The sequence below is a fragment of the Coprococcus sp. AM14-16 genome (assembly GCF_003434675.1).
GTDB classification, from domain to species: Bacteria; Bacillota; Clostridia; order Lachnospirales; family Lachnospiraceae; genus Coprococcus; species Coprococcus aceti.
Genome location: NZ_QTLL01000001.1, coordinates 234354 through 252664, shown reverse-complemented (window position 1 = coordinate 252664; position 18311 = coordinate 234354). Strand labels below are relative to the sequence as shown.

Genomic DNA, 18311 nt, shown 5'->3' with positions numbered 1-18311 from the left:
CTACCTCTTCTCACTTAGATACCATGAAACAGCACTATTGCATTCTTCCAATTGTACTTTTAATATTTCATCCATCCATAATACATAGTCCTTATTGTCTAAGTTACGATTCGTATATACATTTTCTCCATAATACTTTAGTAAAATATGAGCAACTGCTTCTTGAATATAGCTCTTTTCTATTTCTGTACAACTCGAATCATTCCATCGTGCTTTAATATATTCTATAAAGATTTCCGAAAGATCAAATCTAATATCGTCTGCATTAGTGCCATAATCCTCAAAAAAACGAACATCCGTAAGATGCAGAACCAAAGATGCTGCTATCACCATTACATAGTAACGACTCTGATACGGCAACATATTCAACTGAATTCTCACATCAGAATTACTGTTCTCCTTGAAAAGTCTCAATAAACATCGCGCAGCCAAATGATAGGCAAATACTATGGTTGAAAATTTAACCCGTCCATTGATAAATTCCATTAACGCTACATTTGTAAAAAAAAGTTCTCCTAATTCTTCATCATCTTTATTCCCGGCAAAGATCATATTAAATCTTTTATTTCCCTCTGATTCTATCTTCTCTATACACGCTCTAATAAGCGACAACATTTCCGTTTGCAAGTAGACCAATCCATCATCTTCCCCAGATAAGCACAAATACTTAAACGCTAATTCTTCATATACTCTTTTATATTGTTCTTTGTACACGGTTAGTTCTCTTGATGTATAGCGAAGCATAATCTGTTCAATTATTCTCTCTATCGACTCATAGAATGCACTTTTCCCTTGAAACTCTCTTACTATCCACACTATCACTGCCGGAGTACACACTATTTTTCTCAAGTAATAATTTCTAATAACATAGTCATATAAATACTCTGCATCATCAGATTTGGAATAACTCATATAGCTCTTTACATATTGCATAAAAACTGTTTTGTCTTCAACAATATTTCTATTCGATATCGAATACTTTTTGTATCCATTAAAGTCCCCCCCCCAGAACAAAGGTCTAGTCGACATTACTATTCTTGAATTAGCCCCCAATTCAATATCGCGCTGAAATGCATTTAATCTTTTTATCAGTTTTACCCTGTTATCAAGGGAAATTTCATCAAATCCATCAACGAGTAAAATCAATTTCTTACTCATGTTATATTTCCTTAACAGCTCATTAAATGTTTCTCTTGTAATGTATCTATCAATTCTAATACTTTCTATTTTCGCCAAAACATCATATATCCATCCAACTACATCACCGTCCCCTGGCATTTTGAAATCAAAGTTCTTGCATTCCAAATAGATGCAGAGATATGATTCATCCACACTATGAAAAAGCCTTATGTTTTCGTATTTACGTATGTCATCTTGCAACAAACTCATTCTGTATTTATATGACGCTGCCAATAAGATACTTCTCATAAATGTTGTTTTACCATATCCATTTGGTGCCTCAATCAATATATTTTGATCGTATAAATCCAGATTATTTATATTCCACTTGCAATCATTTCCGCTTTCTTGTATCAATGGCAATTGATACACATCACCTATTTTAGCTATTATCTCATCATTTTTATGCTCGCCCTCTTTTTGAGCAGAAAGACTTTCATAACGATTCCAGAATAAGTCTGTCAAAACTTTTTCGGTCTTATTTTCAATTTTGGGCAAAAGTAGTGTATAAGACCCATTATTTCTCAAAATTCCGCTATTCGGTTTGTTAAGTATTGTAATCTTAGTTGGATCTTTATCATCTTTTTTACAATTACAAGGAATTCCTTTCTCATTCAACTCAATTTTGAGTTTCTTTATCAACCCCTTTATATCGGCATTTGCATCGCCAACTATTTTAAGCGCTAGTTCTGTCGTTTTGTATTCTTTTCCCTCTCTTGATAACAACAATAAAAACAATTTCCATCTTTGATTATCTCTTATCGTAAAGCTTTTCCCTTCTTCCTCGGGATTCAAAAAAAGAATCTTTTTATTCTCTTCATCTACCGCAATTGTTTCTTCAATATTTAAGTATCTCATCTCTTCATCTCCAAAAGCCGTAATGGCATCTAATAATCCACCAACAATCTACAAAAAATCCACCCATAATCCACTGGTTCATCTATTTCTACAACTGACCACACCGTTTCCGTAAGAAAATCAAATCATCAAAAGAAGCGGAGGTAACGAATATGAAAAATAATAACAAATATTCAAAAACTCAAGCACAGCTCAACCTTGAAAGCACTCTCCAGCTCATCAAAAACAAAGGAATAATTCCTAGCCAGTTAAAATCCAATTCTGTAAACAGCCTTTTACACAAAGAACTCTCGGAGGCCTTAACAGCAATGATCTTTGTTCTTCTTCACGAGCAGGATACTCATGCTTTAATTACTTCAATTGCTAATGCGTACACTTCTCAGTACTATGAAGATAAGCATGAATATGATCTTCTGTATGAAGCTGTCTCACTTACCTTCTTAGGCCTCTACAGCACTATAAAAAAATCAACGACAAAAATGATCAATGGCAAGCCGGTAAAAATCAACAATATCGGCCGTGTAAGAATCGATACGCTTTTTGATAAGCCTGAGTTCTTTGTATACAATCTTAGAGCTTACATATAGCATAATATTCTTACAGATCTTGCTCGTAGCTATGGTGCAAGTGCTAAACACACCGAATCCGACACAATAGTTTCTGACCAAGATAATGAATCAATCAACAAGCTTGACTCCATGAAGTATAACAAAAACAACATTGAAAGCTCCACAGATATTGCAAACAGTGTTGCTAATAAGATCACGCTTGAAGAAGATATGTATTCATTAGTATACGCCGTTATCAATCGATTCTGTGACAGAAAACCAGTTGCTGGCTACGTTTATCTTTCAATAATGAACGGTTCCTATGATCCAATGACTATGGTAACCGATCTTAAATCAAAAGATTTTAACCAGCTTTTCCACGCAGTTCTTAACGAACTCGAAACAACCTACAATGTTGATCTTAGTGCCTACAACAACACGAACTTTAGTGCCGACAAATACCTTACATCGTTCAAAAGCATCTCAACCGAATCGGCCCGGGGAAGAATCGACCGTCTTGCCTCACAAACCAGAGGAGATGTACAAAAACTCCATGCTTATGAGGTTGCAAAAACGAACATTCACATGTAACACATCCGTAATCTGCACGATTTTGTTTTAATTCACTCCCTATATCTCTTCCGGATATTGGGAGTGAATTATGCTACAGATATCTATTTTCCCCGTGAAAATTCTTCAATATCATGATCCGGAATATATTCAATTATCTCACCAAAATCAGTATCCAGTATCTTACATATTCGTTCTAACACTTGAATAGTTACTTCTTGATCCTTTTTCATTCTTGTCATAGTATTGGGCGCAATATCCGCCATCTTTCTTAGGTCAGCAGCGCTCATTTTCTTATCAATTAATTTCTTCCATAGTTTATTATATGATATAGCCATTCTTTCACCTATCCATCATAAACACTGTCGATATACTCTTTTTTATTATAACTAAACCATTCTCTCTCCGTCAATTACGTTTTCGCATTTCGATGCGAGTTTACGCTATCACAAGCATTATAACTGCTATTGAAATTGCGCAAATGGTGAAATGTAGGGCTTATTCTCATCTAAACTATCGGGTAGATCAATGGTATTACTACCGCATCCTCAAAGAACCGTACGTGAGAGTTCCCCCTTTCATGTGGATTCAATCTTTATAAATATCACAACAAAAAGCTTCGGCAAATGAAAACTGCTTAAAACTTAAGCATTATCGGCTGAGATTTATTAAGTATACCATTTTGGGGACAAAAAGATTCAAACTTAATCAGTAACAGAAAGATCCATACAAAGAAGCGCCTGAACCGACATTTGCCGGAACTGGCGCTTCTTTATCTACGGACTTATTTTACAGCCCCTTATTATTTTAATGGCAGCTTTTAATGGCAACTGTGGCGAAACTTTTATCGCCCCTAGATACTCATCTAGTTTATTTACTTGTATCATTAGCACAGTGTTAGTAATCAGCTATATTCACTTACCAAACACGGTCATCAATTATAATATCTGAATAATTTTTGATATTTTTTGTTGATTCCAAAGGCGTAAGTCTAAATGCTCCATTGCCGATATATGTTATTGATTTTGGTATGCAAATGGAATCTATATTAGTTTCACTGAATGCCATGTTCCCAATATATGTAAGCGTTTCAGGAAGCACAACACTTGTAATATGCGTACGTGCAAATGCACTTTCTCTAATCTCGGTAATACCTTTTGGAATAACAACATCTTTTTGAATGCCTATATATAAGAGCAACTTATTATCTGATATTATAAACTGACTATTCCAATCAAGATTTTTTATATGAATCAGTTCTTTTACATAGTTGCTACAGTCGCATGCACCATTTTGAAAATTGACGCTATAAATTTGATCGCCTAACCCTATCATACTATCAAAGTGCATATAGAATTCCATACCATTATTGAACACCAAAGAAATATGTCCATCACAATCTTCAATCATACCACTTTTAGCTCTATAACGAATTTCTCTGAGCTCTGATAACTTTAAATTTGTACACTCACAATCAATAACCAGATTACCATTTTTATCAACTCCATAATCTGCATCACACTCTGGATCATCCGAGATAATAATCCTGTCATTAAAAGAATTTCCTGTAATTTTACATACTTTTTCCAATATCCTTGTGAATTCTTTCACGAAAGTTTTTCCATCCATTTTGAAACAACTATATCCTCCTAGTCCATTCATAATTTTATATGTTGCAAATGAAACACATTAAATATCAAGTCCATTAGCAATACGCACAGCATGTTCCCTCTGGGATTCACACACACCTTTTGTTCTCTTCCATGGTTGTACATCCTTGTTTTCATGTTCTCTACTCATTATTACGTTACTCTGCATATATCGGCACAAAAACACGGTTATTGCATACTCTCATCATTTTCATAAAAATTTTTCTATTATTATATTACTTTCATAGCATCAAAGCAATATATTGTCATCTTGTTAACCTTAGGTATTACCAATGGGAAATATATTGATTTCAAGCCGTTAAGCTGCATTGTTGTCTTTGAATAATTCTAATTCTTTTAAAGCGGTTTCTTCTGTTGGAGCCGCATATATAAGCTTCAGATCAGCCATCAACTTTTTGATATCTTTGTATGAAACAAACTTTTTGATCTTAGCCGTGCAAAACGCGAAATCATCTGTATTTTTATTGAATCGTACGCATGCAATATCTCTTACCTACGTCCCGCAACATATTCTATCAACAACTTAATTTTATCTCACTATCTACCCTTATGCTTATCCATCTGCCCCCGATTTATCATCGTATCCGTTACATTCTTTTTCCCATCATGCTTTGCCATATACGCCTCAAAAGCATCAGCTCCATATACCGGCTGTTCTTCAGCAACTACAGCTAATCGCCCAGGAGGAAGATGTGTTGTTTCTCTTTCTGGTGTTCCATAGTTTTCCTTATTTTCTGACTTTGACTCTTTCCTGCGATCTCTCAGCTCCTGCATGCGTCTGTCCATGACATCCAGCCGAAGATTATCTACTTTGTCGATGGCAGCATCGAGGTGAAGTTCAAGCCCGGTATATACTTTCTTCTGCCACTCCCATGGTTTACGGAGATATGACTGGTTATCACGGGCTATATCATCCTGCACATCATCTTTTTTCTCCCTGCCAGCAAGCGCGCGGAAGCTGTCTGAGATCTGACGACTCGCAGTTCTCATACCTTCTGAGAATCCATCAATTCTTGCAAATATCATAATCATATCTATAGCATCACGATATGAAAGTAACGCTAAATCAACCATCTCTTTTCCTCCATTCTTTGCATAATGTTATCTGTATATAATCATTTTAAGACCTTCCAAATTCCATTTTTATTTGCACCTTCACGCTTTATATATCCGTTTTCCCTTAAATAAGTTATATTCTTCTGAACAGCCGTCTTTCCTATATTTAATATTTCCATAAGTTGCGGCTGAGTTATCTGGGAATTTTTTCTCATCTCTGCTAATATTTTCTGCTGTGTATCATTTAATTTCTTTTCATTATCTTCAATCACTTCATCCGTTTCTGCTTTCATAATATCAAATGGAATTGTAACCACTATTGAATTATCTCTAAACTCAAAGGCTTCTCTTCCATATATACTCGTTATCTGCGGAACACCTCTACCAGATCGTTCACTAATATGGAGTTGTAAAAAAATATCTGAAAGTTTTCTATTTACCGGAACGGATACCCCCAAATAAAAACCATTCAACGTCTGTTTTGGTGCCAAGGTTCCCCTTGACAATATTTCAATTCTATCACTATACACTGTAATCATGGGTGCATTTCCATCTATCCAACTATTATGAACAAAAGCGTTTATCATTGCTTCACGAAATGCATCCTGATTAAACAGTGGAACTTCTTTTCTTTGAACAACTCGATTCTTTTCATCTGCCTGTGGTATATTCAATACATCTCCATATTCAAGGACCTTATCCAGCGAATATAATAAGCAATTATTGCCAAATTCACGAACTGAATAAAGCTGTGATGCTTTATCTTTTCCTCTAAATATAGACACACGAATAGGAATCTGACTGTCATCAGACAACAACTGAGCTAACATATTATACTTTCCATCTTTATTACGAAGTCCCAGATTTTTCTCAAAAGTTGAGTTTTTCAATACTATTCCTTTATCCTCATAATATAAAAAAAGTTTTCTGAATGAAAGCTCCTGGTCATATGCTTCCTCACTCTCCATAGTTGGAAATCCATTTCTTAAAATGTCAAATAACTGTGACTCTCTCTCTGGGTATTTGTTAAGATTTACCTTACTAGATCCGATACGTAAATATCGAACACCATTGAATGCGGTTGGAACTTGTTTTGCCGCTGGGATCACAAGTACAACAACTTTCTTTGATTTAATAGTTAGCTCCTTAAAATAGAAACCGATATCTGGAACCACATTTCTTGCAAGATAATGTTCTAAAGGTTCATTCTTGACATCTCTATGATAAGTGAACGTAGTTCCTGTAAACTCATGTGTGTCATTATTCACGCCCCATACCAAATACGCGTTTTCTTTTCCCAGCAATGCCGCAACATTTGACATAGAAGAAATATACTCCCCTATACCATTTTCTTCATACCAGTTTTCCTTAAATTCAAACCACTCTTCCTCAGTGGCATATTCTGTTAATTCCTTAACGATCATCTCAAGATTCTGCATCTTCTCACCCCTTATACATATATTTTATACTTTTATCCCCCACTTTATCCCCCACTTTATCCCCCACTTTTATCAGTTCCAAGGTGGGGGATAAATTATCTATTGAATTTTATCTTACCACAATCGAAAACCTACTACCATACATATATTACAAAGTATCTACCATCTTCCTCGCCTTCTGCTCAGCGATACGCTCATGAATATTTGTATTATATAACTTATAAAGACTTGTATTCTTTCCGATCTGATTATCAAATGGTATTACAACATTACCACACTTTAAAAGTCCCATACCAGACTGACTGTTTGTGACAAAACGAAGCTGCGCATCTGACACGCCGATTACTTCTGCCATCTTTGCACTGTCAGTATTTGCCTGTTTCAATAGTGCAACAAACTCAGAGTTGGCAAGCATTGTGGTAGCTGTATAGTTCTGTAAAAGATCAACAACATTCTGTGTGATACCAGTACAGAGTCCGCCTTGCTTCCTGACCTTCTTCCAGAGCTGCTGTAAATACTTTGCGGAATACTCTGAATTTAAAAGAACATGAAACTCATCTATATAGAGCCATGTTGCCTTTCCTCTCTTTCCATTTTCCACAATACGCTGCTGTATCGACTCCATCATAACAAGCATAGTAATCGGGCTAAGCTCTGTTCCAAGGTCTCGTATACCATAAACCACAAAGCGGTTATCTACGTCTACATTTGTCTGATGATTAAAGATGTTAAGCGAACCATTGACAAAAAGTTCCAATGATAGGGCTACCTCCTTTGCTTCCTCCTCCGGCTGAGCCATAAGGATCTCATAAAAGTCACTCATGACAGGGATATACTTCTCTCGGCTTCTGGCTATATCTATATACATCTTTCTTACGCATCGGTCGATGATAGACTTCTGACGGGAATTTAACGAATCCCCAATACACTGCTCACAGAGTCCTAGCATGAACTCGCCCTTTTCTCTAACCCATCACTTTGTATCGTTCTGATCAAGATTCCAAACATCCATGGAAAGCGGATTCACATAATTATCTGTATAAGTAGACATATTTACTACTGTGCCTCCATAGGTATGAGCTACATCAAAATACTCATTCATAGGATCAATAACGATGATCTCATCATCACCGGATAAGAACACCGAACCCATCTCCATCTTACAGAAAAATGATTTACCTGATCCCGACACTCCGAAGGTAAATCCATTTTCATTTATCAGCTTCTTCCTGTTACCAATATTGATGTTCTTGCTTACCTGATTTATACCATAATAATTGCCGCCTGCATCATTAAGCTCCTGCACATTAAATGGCATAAGAACCGCAAGCGACTGGGTAAGCATAGTTCTCATTGTCTCAACCTGCCTGACACCAATCGGAAGAGCTGTATTCTGTTGATGAGCAAAAGATATTAATGGAACATACGCGAAACACACTACTTATTTCTACAGAACATATTTAACATTTCATTATAAAAAATAAAGACGTCCTGCATTTTTTCTATGCTGACGTCTTTATCTTATAATCCTATCTTGGGGCAATCTTATTATATCCACATTACTCAGTTAATTTTTTGTGTACCAGTTAGTGTACCATTTTTTTATGAATTATATAAATTTATACTAGATTTTATGTATCTAGCAATCACCGAAGAACCCTTGATTTATAAGGCTTTATCGATATTTATGAGGATATATAGAATTATGAAAATTAGGCTGATAAATAACGATACCTAATTTCATGTATACCTCCTTGGGGACGTTCCTTCTGTAACAAGGAGTGTCCCCTGTCTCTAATTCATGTCGATATCAACTGACTGTTTATTTCTTTGTTCTCTTTGTCTCAATATGAACACAGCAAAAACACAATATCCTTTATTCCAGACTCTCCGCAATACATCCGGCCCATTCTTCCAGATCATCAGCTCTTCTGTTCTCACCGCTCATATAGAAGCTGGCTACTATAAGTTTCTTTCCTTTTCTCATGATCACGCTCTCTGATCCGTCCCAGTAAGCATCTACATCATCCAGCCCTGCTATTGTCAGATCGATTGATTCGTAGTCTGACTGATTCTTCGCTCTCTTAAGATAAGCCTGATAAAGTTTATCTGCCAGCCACTCATTTTTAGCCTTGTGGTAGGTTATCACCAATCCACCATGACATATATTTCCATCTGTGTAAACTATATCGCCATACTCATAAACCTTATAATTTTCAGGCCACAGAATATCAGACCATTCACTTATCGTATTCACGTCATCATCGACATTATCTACCTTCTGGATATCATCGCAGGAAGCCAGATCAGTTATTGTCCGAAACGGAATTTCTCCCTGATATTCGGAAAGCGGCATCTGATTTCTAGCTGTGCCATCACTCAGTATAAGCATACATCCAAACACTATCATTGCCACATATGCAATTATTCCAACAACGGCCTTTACTGTGTATATTCTGGCACCTTTTCTCCAGTTTGTGCCTGAACCCAGACTATCCCCATCAAGTATTTTTTTGCGGAGCCTGTACAGACTCACAGCCTTAACCAGGCCAGTCACTATAAATATGATCACACACAATACGAGGGCAATGCTTATCAGGCTTCCTCTGTTTACCATCGATAGGAACGGCTGACTTGTAAAGACAAGTGCAAGATATACTATTATCCAGATGGACATCCATATTATGTTAAACCTCTGACTTCTATGCAGCGAATTCATCGCCATCGCCTGGACCTCAGGGTCTGTGTCCATCTCTCTGGCATCTATATCATCTGCTCTGTATATATGAAATACTCCATACTTTGCCACGTACTTCCATCCAAAAGCGCCGTTCAACTCCACCTCATCATCACTTGGTCCGTCGTTGTCATATATCACGAATCCTTTCTGAGCCGGCTGTAACCTATACTCCACCTTTTCAGGTTCGCACCTGTCAAACGCAGCTATTCCACGGAACACTCCACCATCCCGCAATATATACCCCCGCTCCGCCATATATGAGAGCCAGCACTCAACTCCGGTCACATCATAATCCGGACATGGTATGATGCGGTGCACACTTTTTGTATCTTCTTTCTCCACCATCTTTGAATCCTCCATATAAACTTTTTGTGAATAGTCCGCACTCCGCTGCAAATGAATCTCTACATTTCATCTGCTGCATCTTCAGCATCCCGCACACACATTCTAAGTCTTTCCACCTCCTGCTCATATGCAGATACGCCCTTATCTGTGATGCTGTATGTTCGCTTACGGCCTTCCACCTCCATTTCCCTTATCCACTTTTCCTTCTCAAACTTTCCCAATATGGTGTACAGAGTCGCCGGCCCGATCTTTACCCTTCCACCGGTTCTCTTCTCTATATAGTCTGCCACATCTATCCCACACATTGATCCTTTTGAAAATGCCATCAACACGTAGAACATGGATTCAGTCAGAATATCCATAGCTTTCTTTGGCATATTATCACATCTCTTTCCTAATATCGTTTATTGATATCATATAACGATATTGTATAGTGCATAAGGATATTTGTCAATACAACAAATATCCACTCTGATCTTTCTCGCCATGTATAGCATAATTTCAACTATGCTTACTGTTCTTTCGCTTTTTTCTTATTTCCTGACATAGCCATATAGAATATGACATTCAGCACGATACCTGCGCATGTTGCTATCGGCGCTGCAAGTCCTATATTTGTAAGGCTTGCATCCGGCTGGATACTCATATAGTACGCCAGAGGCAATCTCACAAGCAATGTCTGGATAAGTCCCTGTATCATGACCCACAGTGACTTCTCATGTCCATTGAAATAGCCTATCATGCTGAACAGCACCGCGGTGACTATAGTCTCAGGCGCAAAGCCCCTCAGGTACTCGAAGCCCCTCTGTATAACAGCCGCGTCAGTGGTAAAGATCGATGTCAGTTTGTCACCAAAGAACCACACACCAATGAATACCACCACGCCGACAGAGAGTCCTATGCCCATACCGGTAAGCATCGCTTTTCTCGCTCTGTCCTCTTTTCCGGCTCCAACATTCTGCGATACAAATGAAGCCATAGACTGCATAAGCGAACTTGGTACCAGCATGGCAAAGCTGACTATCTTGCAGGCAACGCCATATCCGGATGATGCCTCCAGTCCAAGTCTGTTGATAAATGCACACAGCGCTAGAAATGACATCTGCGTGAGAAATTCCTGCATTGCAAGTGGAAGTCCAACCGAGAGCAATCTTGTGCACTGTCTGTTTAATCTGAAATCTTTTCTTGATATCTTAAATGGAAGCTTTTTCTTCTTCAGCAGCACAAGCGCAAGGACAACACTGACCGCCTGGGCAGCCACTGTTGCTATGGCTGCACCCGCAGCGTCAAGATGACATCCCGCAACCAGGATAAGATCACCGATAACATTTACAATACATGCCACAAACACAAATATAAGAGGTGATTTGCTGTCTCCAAAACCTCTGAATATCGCGGTGAGCACATTGTAGGCCATAATGAAAAATATTCCGCCTCCGCATATCCTCACGTACGATGATGTAAGAGTGACCGCCTCCGCCGGTGCCTGCATCAGCACGGACAAAGGTCTTGCAAACGTCACCATGACGACTGCCAGCACCACCGCAAGTATTGCAAATATGGTCGCGGCACCTCCAAGAAGCTCTCCAATCTGATCTGTGTTCTTTTCACCTATATATCTGGCAATAAGCACTGTGACACCCATAGCAAGTGCTGTTATCACAAATGTAACCAGATTGAGCACCTGGCTGCCCGTAGATACGGCTGAAAGTCCCGCCGTTGAGCCGAATCTTCCAACCACCAGCAGATCAACCGCACCATATGCAGCCTGAAGTATCAGTGCTCCAAGAATCGGTCCCATGAATGAGAGCATTTTTCTAATTATACTTCCCTGTGTAAAATCTGTTTTATCCTGTACACTCATCTTATGTCTCAACTCCTTTTGCTCATAACATCATAAAGCTTTTCAATGGTCACTATCATAATATCTGCATCTTCATCTGTGATATCGGTAAGAGACTCCCCCAGTCCTGTGAAATACTCATCAACATATTTGCAAACCAGATCTCTGCCAGCCTGAGTGCTCCTTATATACACAATACGTCCATCCGCCTCTGAAGCCTTCTTTTCCACAAATCCGAGGCGTTCCATCTCCTTTATCGTCTTTGTCACTCCCGGTCTTGGTAGTCCCAGTTCATCACTTATATCACTGACCTTTACCTCTGCGCCGTCAAGCTCCAGCTTCGTTATCACATCAAGATAATGTATGTGGGTAGGAGTCACTCCATTTGGCAGCTTTGGCATCATATCTCTGACTCTCTTAGCCTGATAGCAGGCATCCATAACCTGTTTTATCTTTTCCTTTGTCATAGCATTCCTTCCTGTAAATTTATCAAATATTGTTTTATTGTTATTTCGTGTAATTACTTTAGGTAATTATCGTCGGTAAGTATATTCATATTTTCTCTTTTTGTCAAGGGATAGGATATATAAACTATTCATATGCCTGCGTAAGCCATTAGCCACCATGCATAAAAAATGCTCCACCTGATTCTCTCACAGATGAAGCATTTCATTATAAAACTTATTACTTGCGCCGGCAACTTTACCAAAGCTCTCGTCAAGCTCTTTTTCTAACTGCCTTTACTATCCCCACAACCGACTCGATCAGAATCACCGCCACAAATGGTATTCCTGCAAGCGTTATGGCGAACATTATGTATTCGATTCCATTCAGAAAATGCTCCCATCCTCCTGTAGCCTGCGATACTATCCACATTTCATTGAGAACCAGAGCACCGATCAGGAATCCCAGTATCAATCCACAGATCATCCACGCCGCACAGATTATGGCGACATCTTTCAGCCGCACGATCTGATTGTCGTATATCCTTTTTCTGAATACAATATACAGAATCACGCATATCAGGGGTACAGCAAATACAACGACCAGATTGTAACTATCATTATATGTTTCTTCCATGTAATCAGACAGCGTCATAATGCTCCAGCATATGAGCTGTACTACCAGACATATCAATATTTTCTTCTTCATATGCAAACTCCCCACTACATCTACTTTTTACATATTATAATAAAGTTCTTCGCATTACAATTTAATTAAAATTATAATATGCTTTTACTCAGATCAGATATCTGCCAGTAAGCCCCACGATCACCTGCATCCCGCCGGAAAGCAACATCACCCACACCGGATTCAGCTTGAATTTTCTGAGCAGAACAACACTCACTGCAAATATCACCACAAGATTCCACTTAGTTCCTGCGAGACTTATCATATCGATACCATTCCAGACCGCAGTCACGAATATCGAAACTCCCGCTGACGCGATCATAGCCACAACAGCCGGTCTTATGCCGCCGAGAATCTCCTGAAGAACATCCTGCTTGCGATATTTCAGATACAGCCTGACTATGACCGTTACAATGATACATGAAGGGAGTATACATCCGAGCGTGGCAACCGCCGCACCGACATATCCGGCCACCCGGAGCCCCACAAATGTCGCCGAATTGACAGCTATAGGTCCCGGAGTCATCTGGGATATAGTGATCAAATCCGTGAACTCTGACATGGTCATCCACCCATGTATTTTCACTATCTGTCCCTGTATAAGCGGCATGGCGGCATAACCTCCGCCAAAACTGAAAAGTCCTATCTGGAAGAAACTTAGGAACAACTGCAAATAGATCATTATTCCATCCCCCCTTTGCCTGAGCGTTTTTCAGGATTTCCGCCAGAGGTATCCTCTGTCTTTTTATGCCCACGCCCTCTTCTTTTCTCAAGCTGTCCTCTACAAACACCGACAAGTCCACAGACAATTACTATGAACACGACATTTATCTCCAATATGTAGGATGCAACAAATGCAGCTATCATGACCAATACCCCCAGATCATCCCTCTGCTTTACTATGTCTGCTCCCATATCATATGTAACCGATGCTATGACCGCAGCAACTCCAGCCTGCATTCCCTCCAGCATCTGACTGATCACCCAGTTGGTCCTGAACGCGTTGTAACAGTAAGATATGATGGATATGATAACAAATGGCGGAATGATCGTTCCGACTATAGCCACCAGTGCCCCTGCCATACCGCACATTTTATATCCCACCGCTATCGCTCCATTTACCGCAATAGGTCCCGGCGACGACTGCGCTATTGCTACAAGATCAAGCATCTCATCCTGTTCTATCCAATGTTTTTCATCAACAAACTTTTTCTTCATAAGAGACACGATGACGTATCCACCCCCGAAGGTAAATACACTCAGATATAATGTTGTTATGAATATCTTTAAAAGGGTCCTGCCCTTTCTTTTTTCTTTTTCCATAATAATCCTTGGGGACGTTCCTTTTGTCACGAGGAGCGTCCCTCTGTCCCACATTAGATATATATTCCTAATCAAGTCTAAATAATTTTCGTCTAAATATTTTTGCAACTGACATCTGCCATCTTCTGCATCATACTTTTTTTATCATCTTCTGTCGCAGACATTGCACGTATGGTTCTCTCAAACAATGATGTCAACTTTACTCCTTTTATTGCCCCATATCGAGTTTTCACCTTTCGCATGACAGGGGACAATCTCCGATACAAAAGGAACGTCCCTGATACATTCCAAAAGGAACGTCCCTGATACATTCTATCATATGCTTCTACAAAGCGCTTTACTTCTTTTCAAAATATAGTATAATATTATATGTTTTGATTTTCTTAAACGATCGTTAAGCTATCGTATCTAATCAAATCCATTTTCATATGAATGATATTATATGAATCATGTTATACGAAACCCATAGTCATTTCAATTTTTCAACAATTACCTCTTTATAACTGTTTTTTTCTTATCGTGGTTGGTTTTTGATGGCTATATTTTTAATGACCGTGTTTTCATGAATCACATTTTAACATTTATTTTTTCCACACTGTACACATCACATTTTATCACTTTGGAGGAGGTCCTTTTATGCCAAGAAAACCAAGAGCTATATCTGAATCAAACATTTACCACGTTGTAATTCGCGGAGCAGACCGGCAGCAAATGTTTGAAGAAAAGAATGATTATGTCAAATACCTGGATATCCTGAGCTATTACAAAAAAGAATGCCAATTTGAAATCTATGCATATTGTCTGATGTCTAATCACGTTCATCTTCTCATACATACCTCTAACACCCCACTGGCGACTGTATTTCGCCGCATTAACACGCGTTATGCGGTTTGGTTTAATATGAAATATGATCGAACCGGCTTCCTGCAGCAAGGCAGATATTACAGTGAACCTGTTAACAATGAACGATACCTTCTCACTGTAGTCCGCTATATACACCAAAATCCGTACAAAGCTGGCATAGAAGCTTTTCCCGGCGAGTCTTACCCCTGGAGCAGTATCTACAGTTATCTATCAGAAAACTCGGCATTGGTAGATATCGGACTGATAAACAATCTAATTGGTGATTCGAAGGCATTTACAACATTTCATCGAGAAACCGAAGAAGCCGACTGCCTAGACATTCATAAACTTACCAAAAGGCTCCCAGATGATGTTGCCAAAGGGCTAATTATCAAAGAAACCGGATGCCACACTATTACCGACTTTCAATCACTCCCCCTTTTAGAAAAGAAAAAATACCTTGCTCTTTTGCACGAACAAGGTATTTCTATCAGACAGCTGAACCGTCTCACGGGCACGTCTAAAGGAATCATCCAGCGAACCTTAACAGAGGGCATGCCTCACAACAGCAAGCCTCAGCCTTGACAGGAGAACACTCATCGGTACAAGGGACACCCGTCAGTACAAGGGGACACTCGTCAGTACAAAGGGACACTCGTCGGTACAAGGGGACACTCGTCAGTACACGGGGACACTCGTCGGTACACGGGGACACTCGTCAGTACAAAAGGAACGTCCCCACTTTACAAACATTTTATTTTATCAGTCTGAACTTCTTCGCAAACCTCACAATAAGACCTCCCTTAGGCATATTGAGAAGTTCCTCCTCCGTATATCCTCCGGCTTTGAGTATAGCCACCGCATAGAATATGATCGCCACAAATACTGCAACAAACATCGCGATCACCCAGTTGCCGAGAAGCTTCCTGCAGCCCTCATATACAATGATCGTAACAACACCCATGAAGATAGATGCTATAGTAGGTGCAACGTATATTCGCCTGTTGTCCATCTTGCCGGTCTTGTACTTTGTGAGCGAACGCTGGTTGAATATACATATGAGCAGTGAGTTCACTATCGAACCAAATACCAGTGCATAAAGTGCCCAGTCTGTGCAGTACAGCATAACCACAAGAACCACCACATGTATCACCAGTGCAAGGGTGGCATTGATAACCGGTGCCATCACCTTACCCATGGCCTGAAGCACACTATTGGTTACAGTTGACTGTGCAAAGAACACTATGGATATGAATCCAAGATACATACATTTGGCTGCCATCGGATCCGCACCTGAGAACAGGAGCTGTATTATAGGCTTAGCCAGGACTCCCATTCCAACCGCACACGGTATGGTGACCAGCATGGACATGCTGAGCGCCTGATTCAGGAGTTTATTGGTTTTCTGCATGTCATTTCTTGCATACGCACCGGATATTCCCGGAATATATGCGATTCCAACTGAAGCTGCTATGGCAAGCGGAAGGTTCGTGAGAACTGTATACTGTCCTGAGTAAATTCCATACAGCTTTGCCATCTCCAGGGAATCCATGCCCTTCATCTTCATGACCACATAGAATACCTTCATGTCTATAGGTGTGAGCACGTTATACACCACTGCTGCCACCACGATAGGTGTGACTGTGGCAATGATTATTCTGAATAACTTTCCATAGGATTCGGTGTCTGGACTTGTATCGTTCTTCACAGACTCCATGATACCCTTTCTTCTTCTCGCATAAGCGAACAGTATGAATATCAATCCTCCAAGGACTCCGGCACCTGTACCCATGGCACTTCCGGCAGAACCATACTTTGCATGCTCGGTTGTTCCAGCGGCAAATGGCTTTGCAAGCATATACGCAGCGACGATACTGACTACTGCATTTGCAAGCTGCTCTATGATCTGTGATATAGATGTAGGCACCATCGTGTTGTACGCCTGCAGATATCCTCTGAATATTGCAAGAAAGCCCGATATAAATATAGTAGGGGCAAGTATCTTAAGACTTAAGACTGCATTTGGCTGGTCACTTACAAACCATTCGGCTCCAAAGTACGTGATCAGTGCCGCCACAGCACCCGCTATGACTACATATATAAATGTACAGTAGTATATACGTCTGGCACTCTTGTACTGTCCCATAGCTATCTTACCGGCAACAAGCTTCGACACCGCTGTAGGAATACTGTATGTGGCGATCATTATGACCATGGCGTATATTGCATACGCTGAACCATAATATCCATTTCCCTCATCTCCAAGTATCTGATACAGAGGCGATCTGTACAGAAGGCCGATGATCCTCGACACGATTCCGGCTCCCGCCAGGATTCCTGCCTGAAGCGCCAGATTACTTCCCTTTCCTGATAGCTTTCCTTTCTTTGCCGTACCGGTATTTGTACTCATATCTAACTCCTTATTGCCATTTCTAAATCACTGTTGTAAAATTCAATTTGTATCTTTGATATATATCACAAACTATATATATACCAATTTTATGCAGTTAATTCAACCATAATATTTATAAACACGATGCATATTATGACCAAATATACCACAAGGAGGAACTTTAACCATGGAATACTCTTCACTTCCAAAGGATCCTATGGTGCTTCTCAGCTTCATCAACACGAAGCTCAGAGATGACTATCCAAGTCTTGACGAGCTCTGCAGCTCACTATGTGTAAATGCAGATGATATCAAGAGTAAGCTCGCATCCATCGACTATTCATATGATGCAGAAAAGAACAGATTTGTGTAAA

17 protein-coding genes and 1 pseudogene are annotated in these 18311 nt (G+C 39.5%); 4 read left to right on the top strand and 14 right to left on the bottom strand.

Annotated elements, in window-relative coordinates; all coding sequences use genetic code 11:
- Positions 1 to 2037, bottom strand: a complete 2037-nt coding sequence (locus tag DW159_RS01205) for an NACHT domain-containing protein (protein ID WP_117548668.1) — start codon at positions 2035 to 2037, stop codon at positions 1 to 3.
- Between the two features lie 152 nt (positions 2038 to 2189).
- On the opposite strand from DW159_RS01205, the gene DW159_RS01200 reads away from it, so the two are divergent.
- Positions 2190 to 2624: a hypothetical protein gene (locus DW159_RS01200; protein ID WP_117548667.1), complete on the top strand. Its 435-nt coding sequence runs from the start codon at positions 2190 to 2192 to the stop codon at positions 2622 to 2624.
- Between the two features lie 111 nt (positions 2625 to 2735).
- Complete coding sequence (locus DW159_RS01195) at positions 2736 to 3176, top strand: hypothetical protein (RefSeq protein WP_117548666.1); 441 nt, start codon at positions 2736 to 2738, stop codon at positions 3174 to 3176.
- An 83-nt stretch (positions 3177 to 3259) separates the two neighbouring features.
- On the opposite strand, the gene DW159_RS01190 is transcribed toward DW159_RS01195, so the two are convergent.
- The 12 genes and pseudogenes from DW159_RS01190 to DW159_RS01135 all read right to left on the bottom strand — a co-directional run bounded on the left by DW159_RS01190 (position 3260) and on the right by DW159_RS01135 (position 14702).
- On the bottom strand, positions 3260 to 3493 hold the full coding sequence (locus tag DW159_RS01190) for a helix-turn-helix domain-containing protein (protein ID WP_117548665.1): 234 nt from the start codon (positions 3491 to 3493) through the stop codon (positions 3260 to 3262).
- Between the two features lie 580 nt (positions 3494 to 4073).
- Positions 4074 to 4766, bottom strand: a complete 693-nt coding sequence (locus tag DW159_RS01185; protein WP_158547562.1) for a leucine-rich repeat domain-containing protein — start codon at positions 4764 to 4766, stop codon at positions 4074 to 4076.
- 596 nt (positions 4767 to 5362) lie between these two features.
- Positions 5363 to 5899, bottom strand: a complete 537-nt coding sequence (locus tag DW159_RS01180; RefSeq protein WP_117548663.1) for a DUF6674 family protein — start codon at positions 5897 to 5899, stop codon at positions 5363 to 5365.
- Positions 5900 to 5940: 41 nt separating this feature from the next.
- Positions 5941 to 7320, bottom strand: coding sequence for an RNA-binding domain-containing protein (locus DW159_RS01175; RefSeq protein WP_117548662.1), 1380 nt, complete (start codon positions 7318 to 7320; stop codon positions 5941 to 5943).
- 148 nt (positions 7321 to 7468) lie between these two features.
- Positions 7469 to 8713, bottom strand: a pseudogene (locus DW159_RS14175) (VirB4-like conjugal transfer ATPase, CD1110 family); the annotation flags it as partial.
- Between the two features lie 483 nt (positions 8714 to 9196).
- Entirely contained in the window at positions 9197 to 10405 is a 1209-nt protein-coding gene (locus tag DW159_RS01165; RefSeq protein ID WP_158547561.1) for a DUF2812 domain-containing protein, read from the bottom strand.
- A gap of 59 nt (positions 10406 to 10464) precedes the next feature.
- Positions 10465 to 10782 carry a PadR family transcriptional regulator gene (locus tag DW159_RS01160; RefSeq protein ID WP_117548660.1) on the bottom strand — a complete coding sequence of 106 codons (318 nt, stop codon included), beginning with the start codon at positions 10780 to 10782 and terminating at the stop codon, positions 10465 to 10467.
- Between the two features lie 134 nt (positions 10783 to 10916).
- Entirely contained in the window at positions 10917 to 12269 is a 1353-nt protein-coding gene (locus DW159_RS01155) for an MATE family efflux transporter (protein WP_117548659.1), read from the bottom strand.
- Positions 12270 to 12277: 8 nt separating this feature from the next.
- The gene (locus DW159_RS01150) at positions 12278 to 12715 is read right to left on the bottom strand and encodes a MarR family winged helix-turn-helix transcriptional regulator (protein WP_117548658.1); all 438 of its coding nucleotides are present in this window, start codon (positions 12713 to 12715) and stop codon (positions 12278 to 12280) included.
- A 250-nt stretch (positions 12716 to 12965) separates the two neighbouring features.
- Complete coding sequence (locus tag DW159_RS01145) at positions 12966 to 13400, bottom strand: hypothetical protein (RefSeq protein ID WP_117548657.1); 435 nt, start codon at positions 13398 to 13400, stop codon at positions 12966 to 12968.
- A gap of 88 nt (positions 13401 to 13488) precedes the next feature.
- The gene (locus tag DW159_RS01140) at positions 13489 to 14061 is read right to left on the bottom strand and encodes a chromate transporter (RefSeq protein WP_117548656.1); all 573 of its coding nucleotides are present in this window, start codon (positions 14059 to 14061) and stop codon (positions 13489 to 13491) included.
- On the bottom strand, positions 14061 to 14702 hold the full coding sequence (locus DW159_RS01135; RefSeq protein WP_117549399.1) for a chromate transporter: 642 nt from the start codon (positions 14700 to 14702) through the stop codon (positions 14061 to 14063). The genes DW159_RS01140 and DW159_RS01135 overlap by 1 nt, the downstream gene beginning before the upstream one ends.
- A gap of 636 nt (positions 14703 to 15338) precedes the next feature.
- Between DW159_RS01135 and DW159_RS01130 the strand changes: the two genes are divergently transcribed.
- Positions 15339 to 16130 carry a transposase gene (locus DW159_RS01130; protein ID WP_117548655.1) on the top strand — a complete coding sequence of 264 codons (792 nt, stop codon included), beginning with the start codon at positions 15339 to 15341 and terminating at the stop codon, positions 16128 to 16130.
- 169 nt (positions 16131 to 16299) lie between these two features.
- Here the strand turns inward: DW159_RS01130 and DW159_RS01125 are convergent, their stop codons facing one another.
- On the bottom strand, positions 16300 to 17955 hold the full coding sequence (locus DW159_RS01125; RefSeq protein WP_055223825.1) for a putative polysaccharide biosynthesis protein: 1656 nt from the start codon (positions 17953 to 17955) through the stop codon (positions 16300 to 16302).
- A 169-nt stretch (positions 17956 to 18124) separates the two neighbouring features.
- Here DW159_RS01125 and DW159_RS01120 point away from each other — a divergent pair, with 169 nt between their 5' ends.
- The gene (locus DW159_RS01120; protein WP_015533181.1) at positions 18125 to 18310 is read left to right on the top strand and encodes a DUF4250 domain-containing protein; all 186 of its coding nucleotides are present in this window, start codon (positions 18125 to 18127) and stop codon (positions 18308 to 18310) included.
- The last annotated feature ends 1 nt before the right edge of the window (position 18311 follow it).

Bases quoted from the DNA above. Each gene is read 5' to 3' on its own strand.
- DW159_RS01160 (WP_117548660.1), bottom strand. From the start codon at position 10,782: ATGCCAAAGAAAGCTATGGATATTCTGACTGAATCCATGTTCTACGTG.
- DW159_RS01150 (WP_117548658.1), bottom strand. From the start codon at position 12,715: ATGACAAAGGAAAAGATAAAACAGGTTATGGATGCCTGCTATCAGGCT.
- DW159_RS01190 (WP_117548665.1), bottom strand. From the start codon at position 3,493: ATGGCTATATCATATAATAAACTATGGAAGAAATTAATTGATAAGAAA.
- DW159_RS01200 (WP_117548667.1), top strand. From the start codon at position 2,190: ATGAAAAATAATAACAAATATTCAAAAACTCAAGCACAGCTCAACCTT.
- DW159_RS01130 (WP_117548655.1), top strand. From the start codon at position 15,339: ATGCCAAGAAAACCAAGAGCTATATCTGAATCAAACATTTACCACGTT.
- DW159_RS01140 (WP_117548656.1), bottom strand. From the start codon at position 14,061: ATGATCTATTTGCAGTTGTTCCTAAGTTTCTTCCAGATAGGACTTTTC.
- DW159_RS01175 (WP_117548662.1), bottom strand. From the start codon at position 7,320: ATGCAGAATCTTGAGATGATCGTTAAGGAATTAACAGAATATGCCACT.
- DW159_RS01145 (WP_117548657.1), bottom strand. From the start codon at position 13,400: ATGAAGAAGAAAATATTGATATGTCTGGTAGTACAGCTCATATGCTGG.
- DW159_RS01205 (WP_117548668.1), bottom strand. From the start codon at position 2,037: ATGAGATACTTAAATATTGAAGAAACAATTGCGGTAGATGAAGAGAAT.
- DW159_RS01180 (WP_117548663.1), bottom strand. From the start codon at position 5,899: ATGGTTGATTTAGCGTTACTTTCATATCGTGATGCTATAGATATGATT.
- DW159_RS01155 (WP_117548659.1), bottom strand. From the start codon at position 12,269: ATGAGTGTACAGGATAAAACAGATTTTACACAGGGAAGTATAATTAGA.
- DW159_RS01195 (WP_117548666.1), top strand. From the start codon at position 2,736: ATGAAGTATAACAAAAACAACATTGAAAGCTCCACAGATATTGCAAAC.
- DW159_RS01125 (WP_055223825.1), bottom strand. From the start codon at position 17,955: ATGAGTACAAATACCGGTACGGCAAAGAAAGGAAAGCTATCAGGAAAG.
- DW159_RS01120 (WP_015533181.1), top strand. From the start codon at position 18,125: ATGGAATACTCTTCACTTCCAAAGGATCCTATGGTGCTTCTCAGCTTC.
- DW159_RS01135 (WP_117549399.1), bottom strand. From the start codon at position 14,702: ATGGAAAAAGAAAAAAGAAAGGGCAGGACCCTTTTAAAGATATTCATA.
- DW159_RS01165 (WP_158547561.1), bottom strand. From the start codon at position 10,405: ATGGTGGAGAAAGAAGATACAAAAAGTGTGCACCGCATCATACCATGT.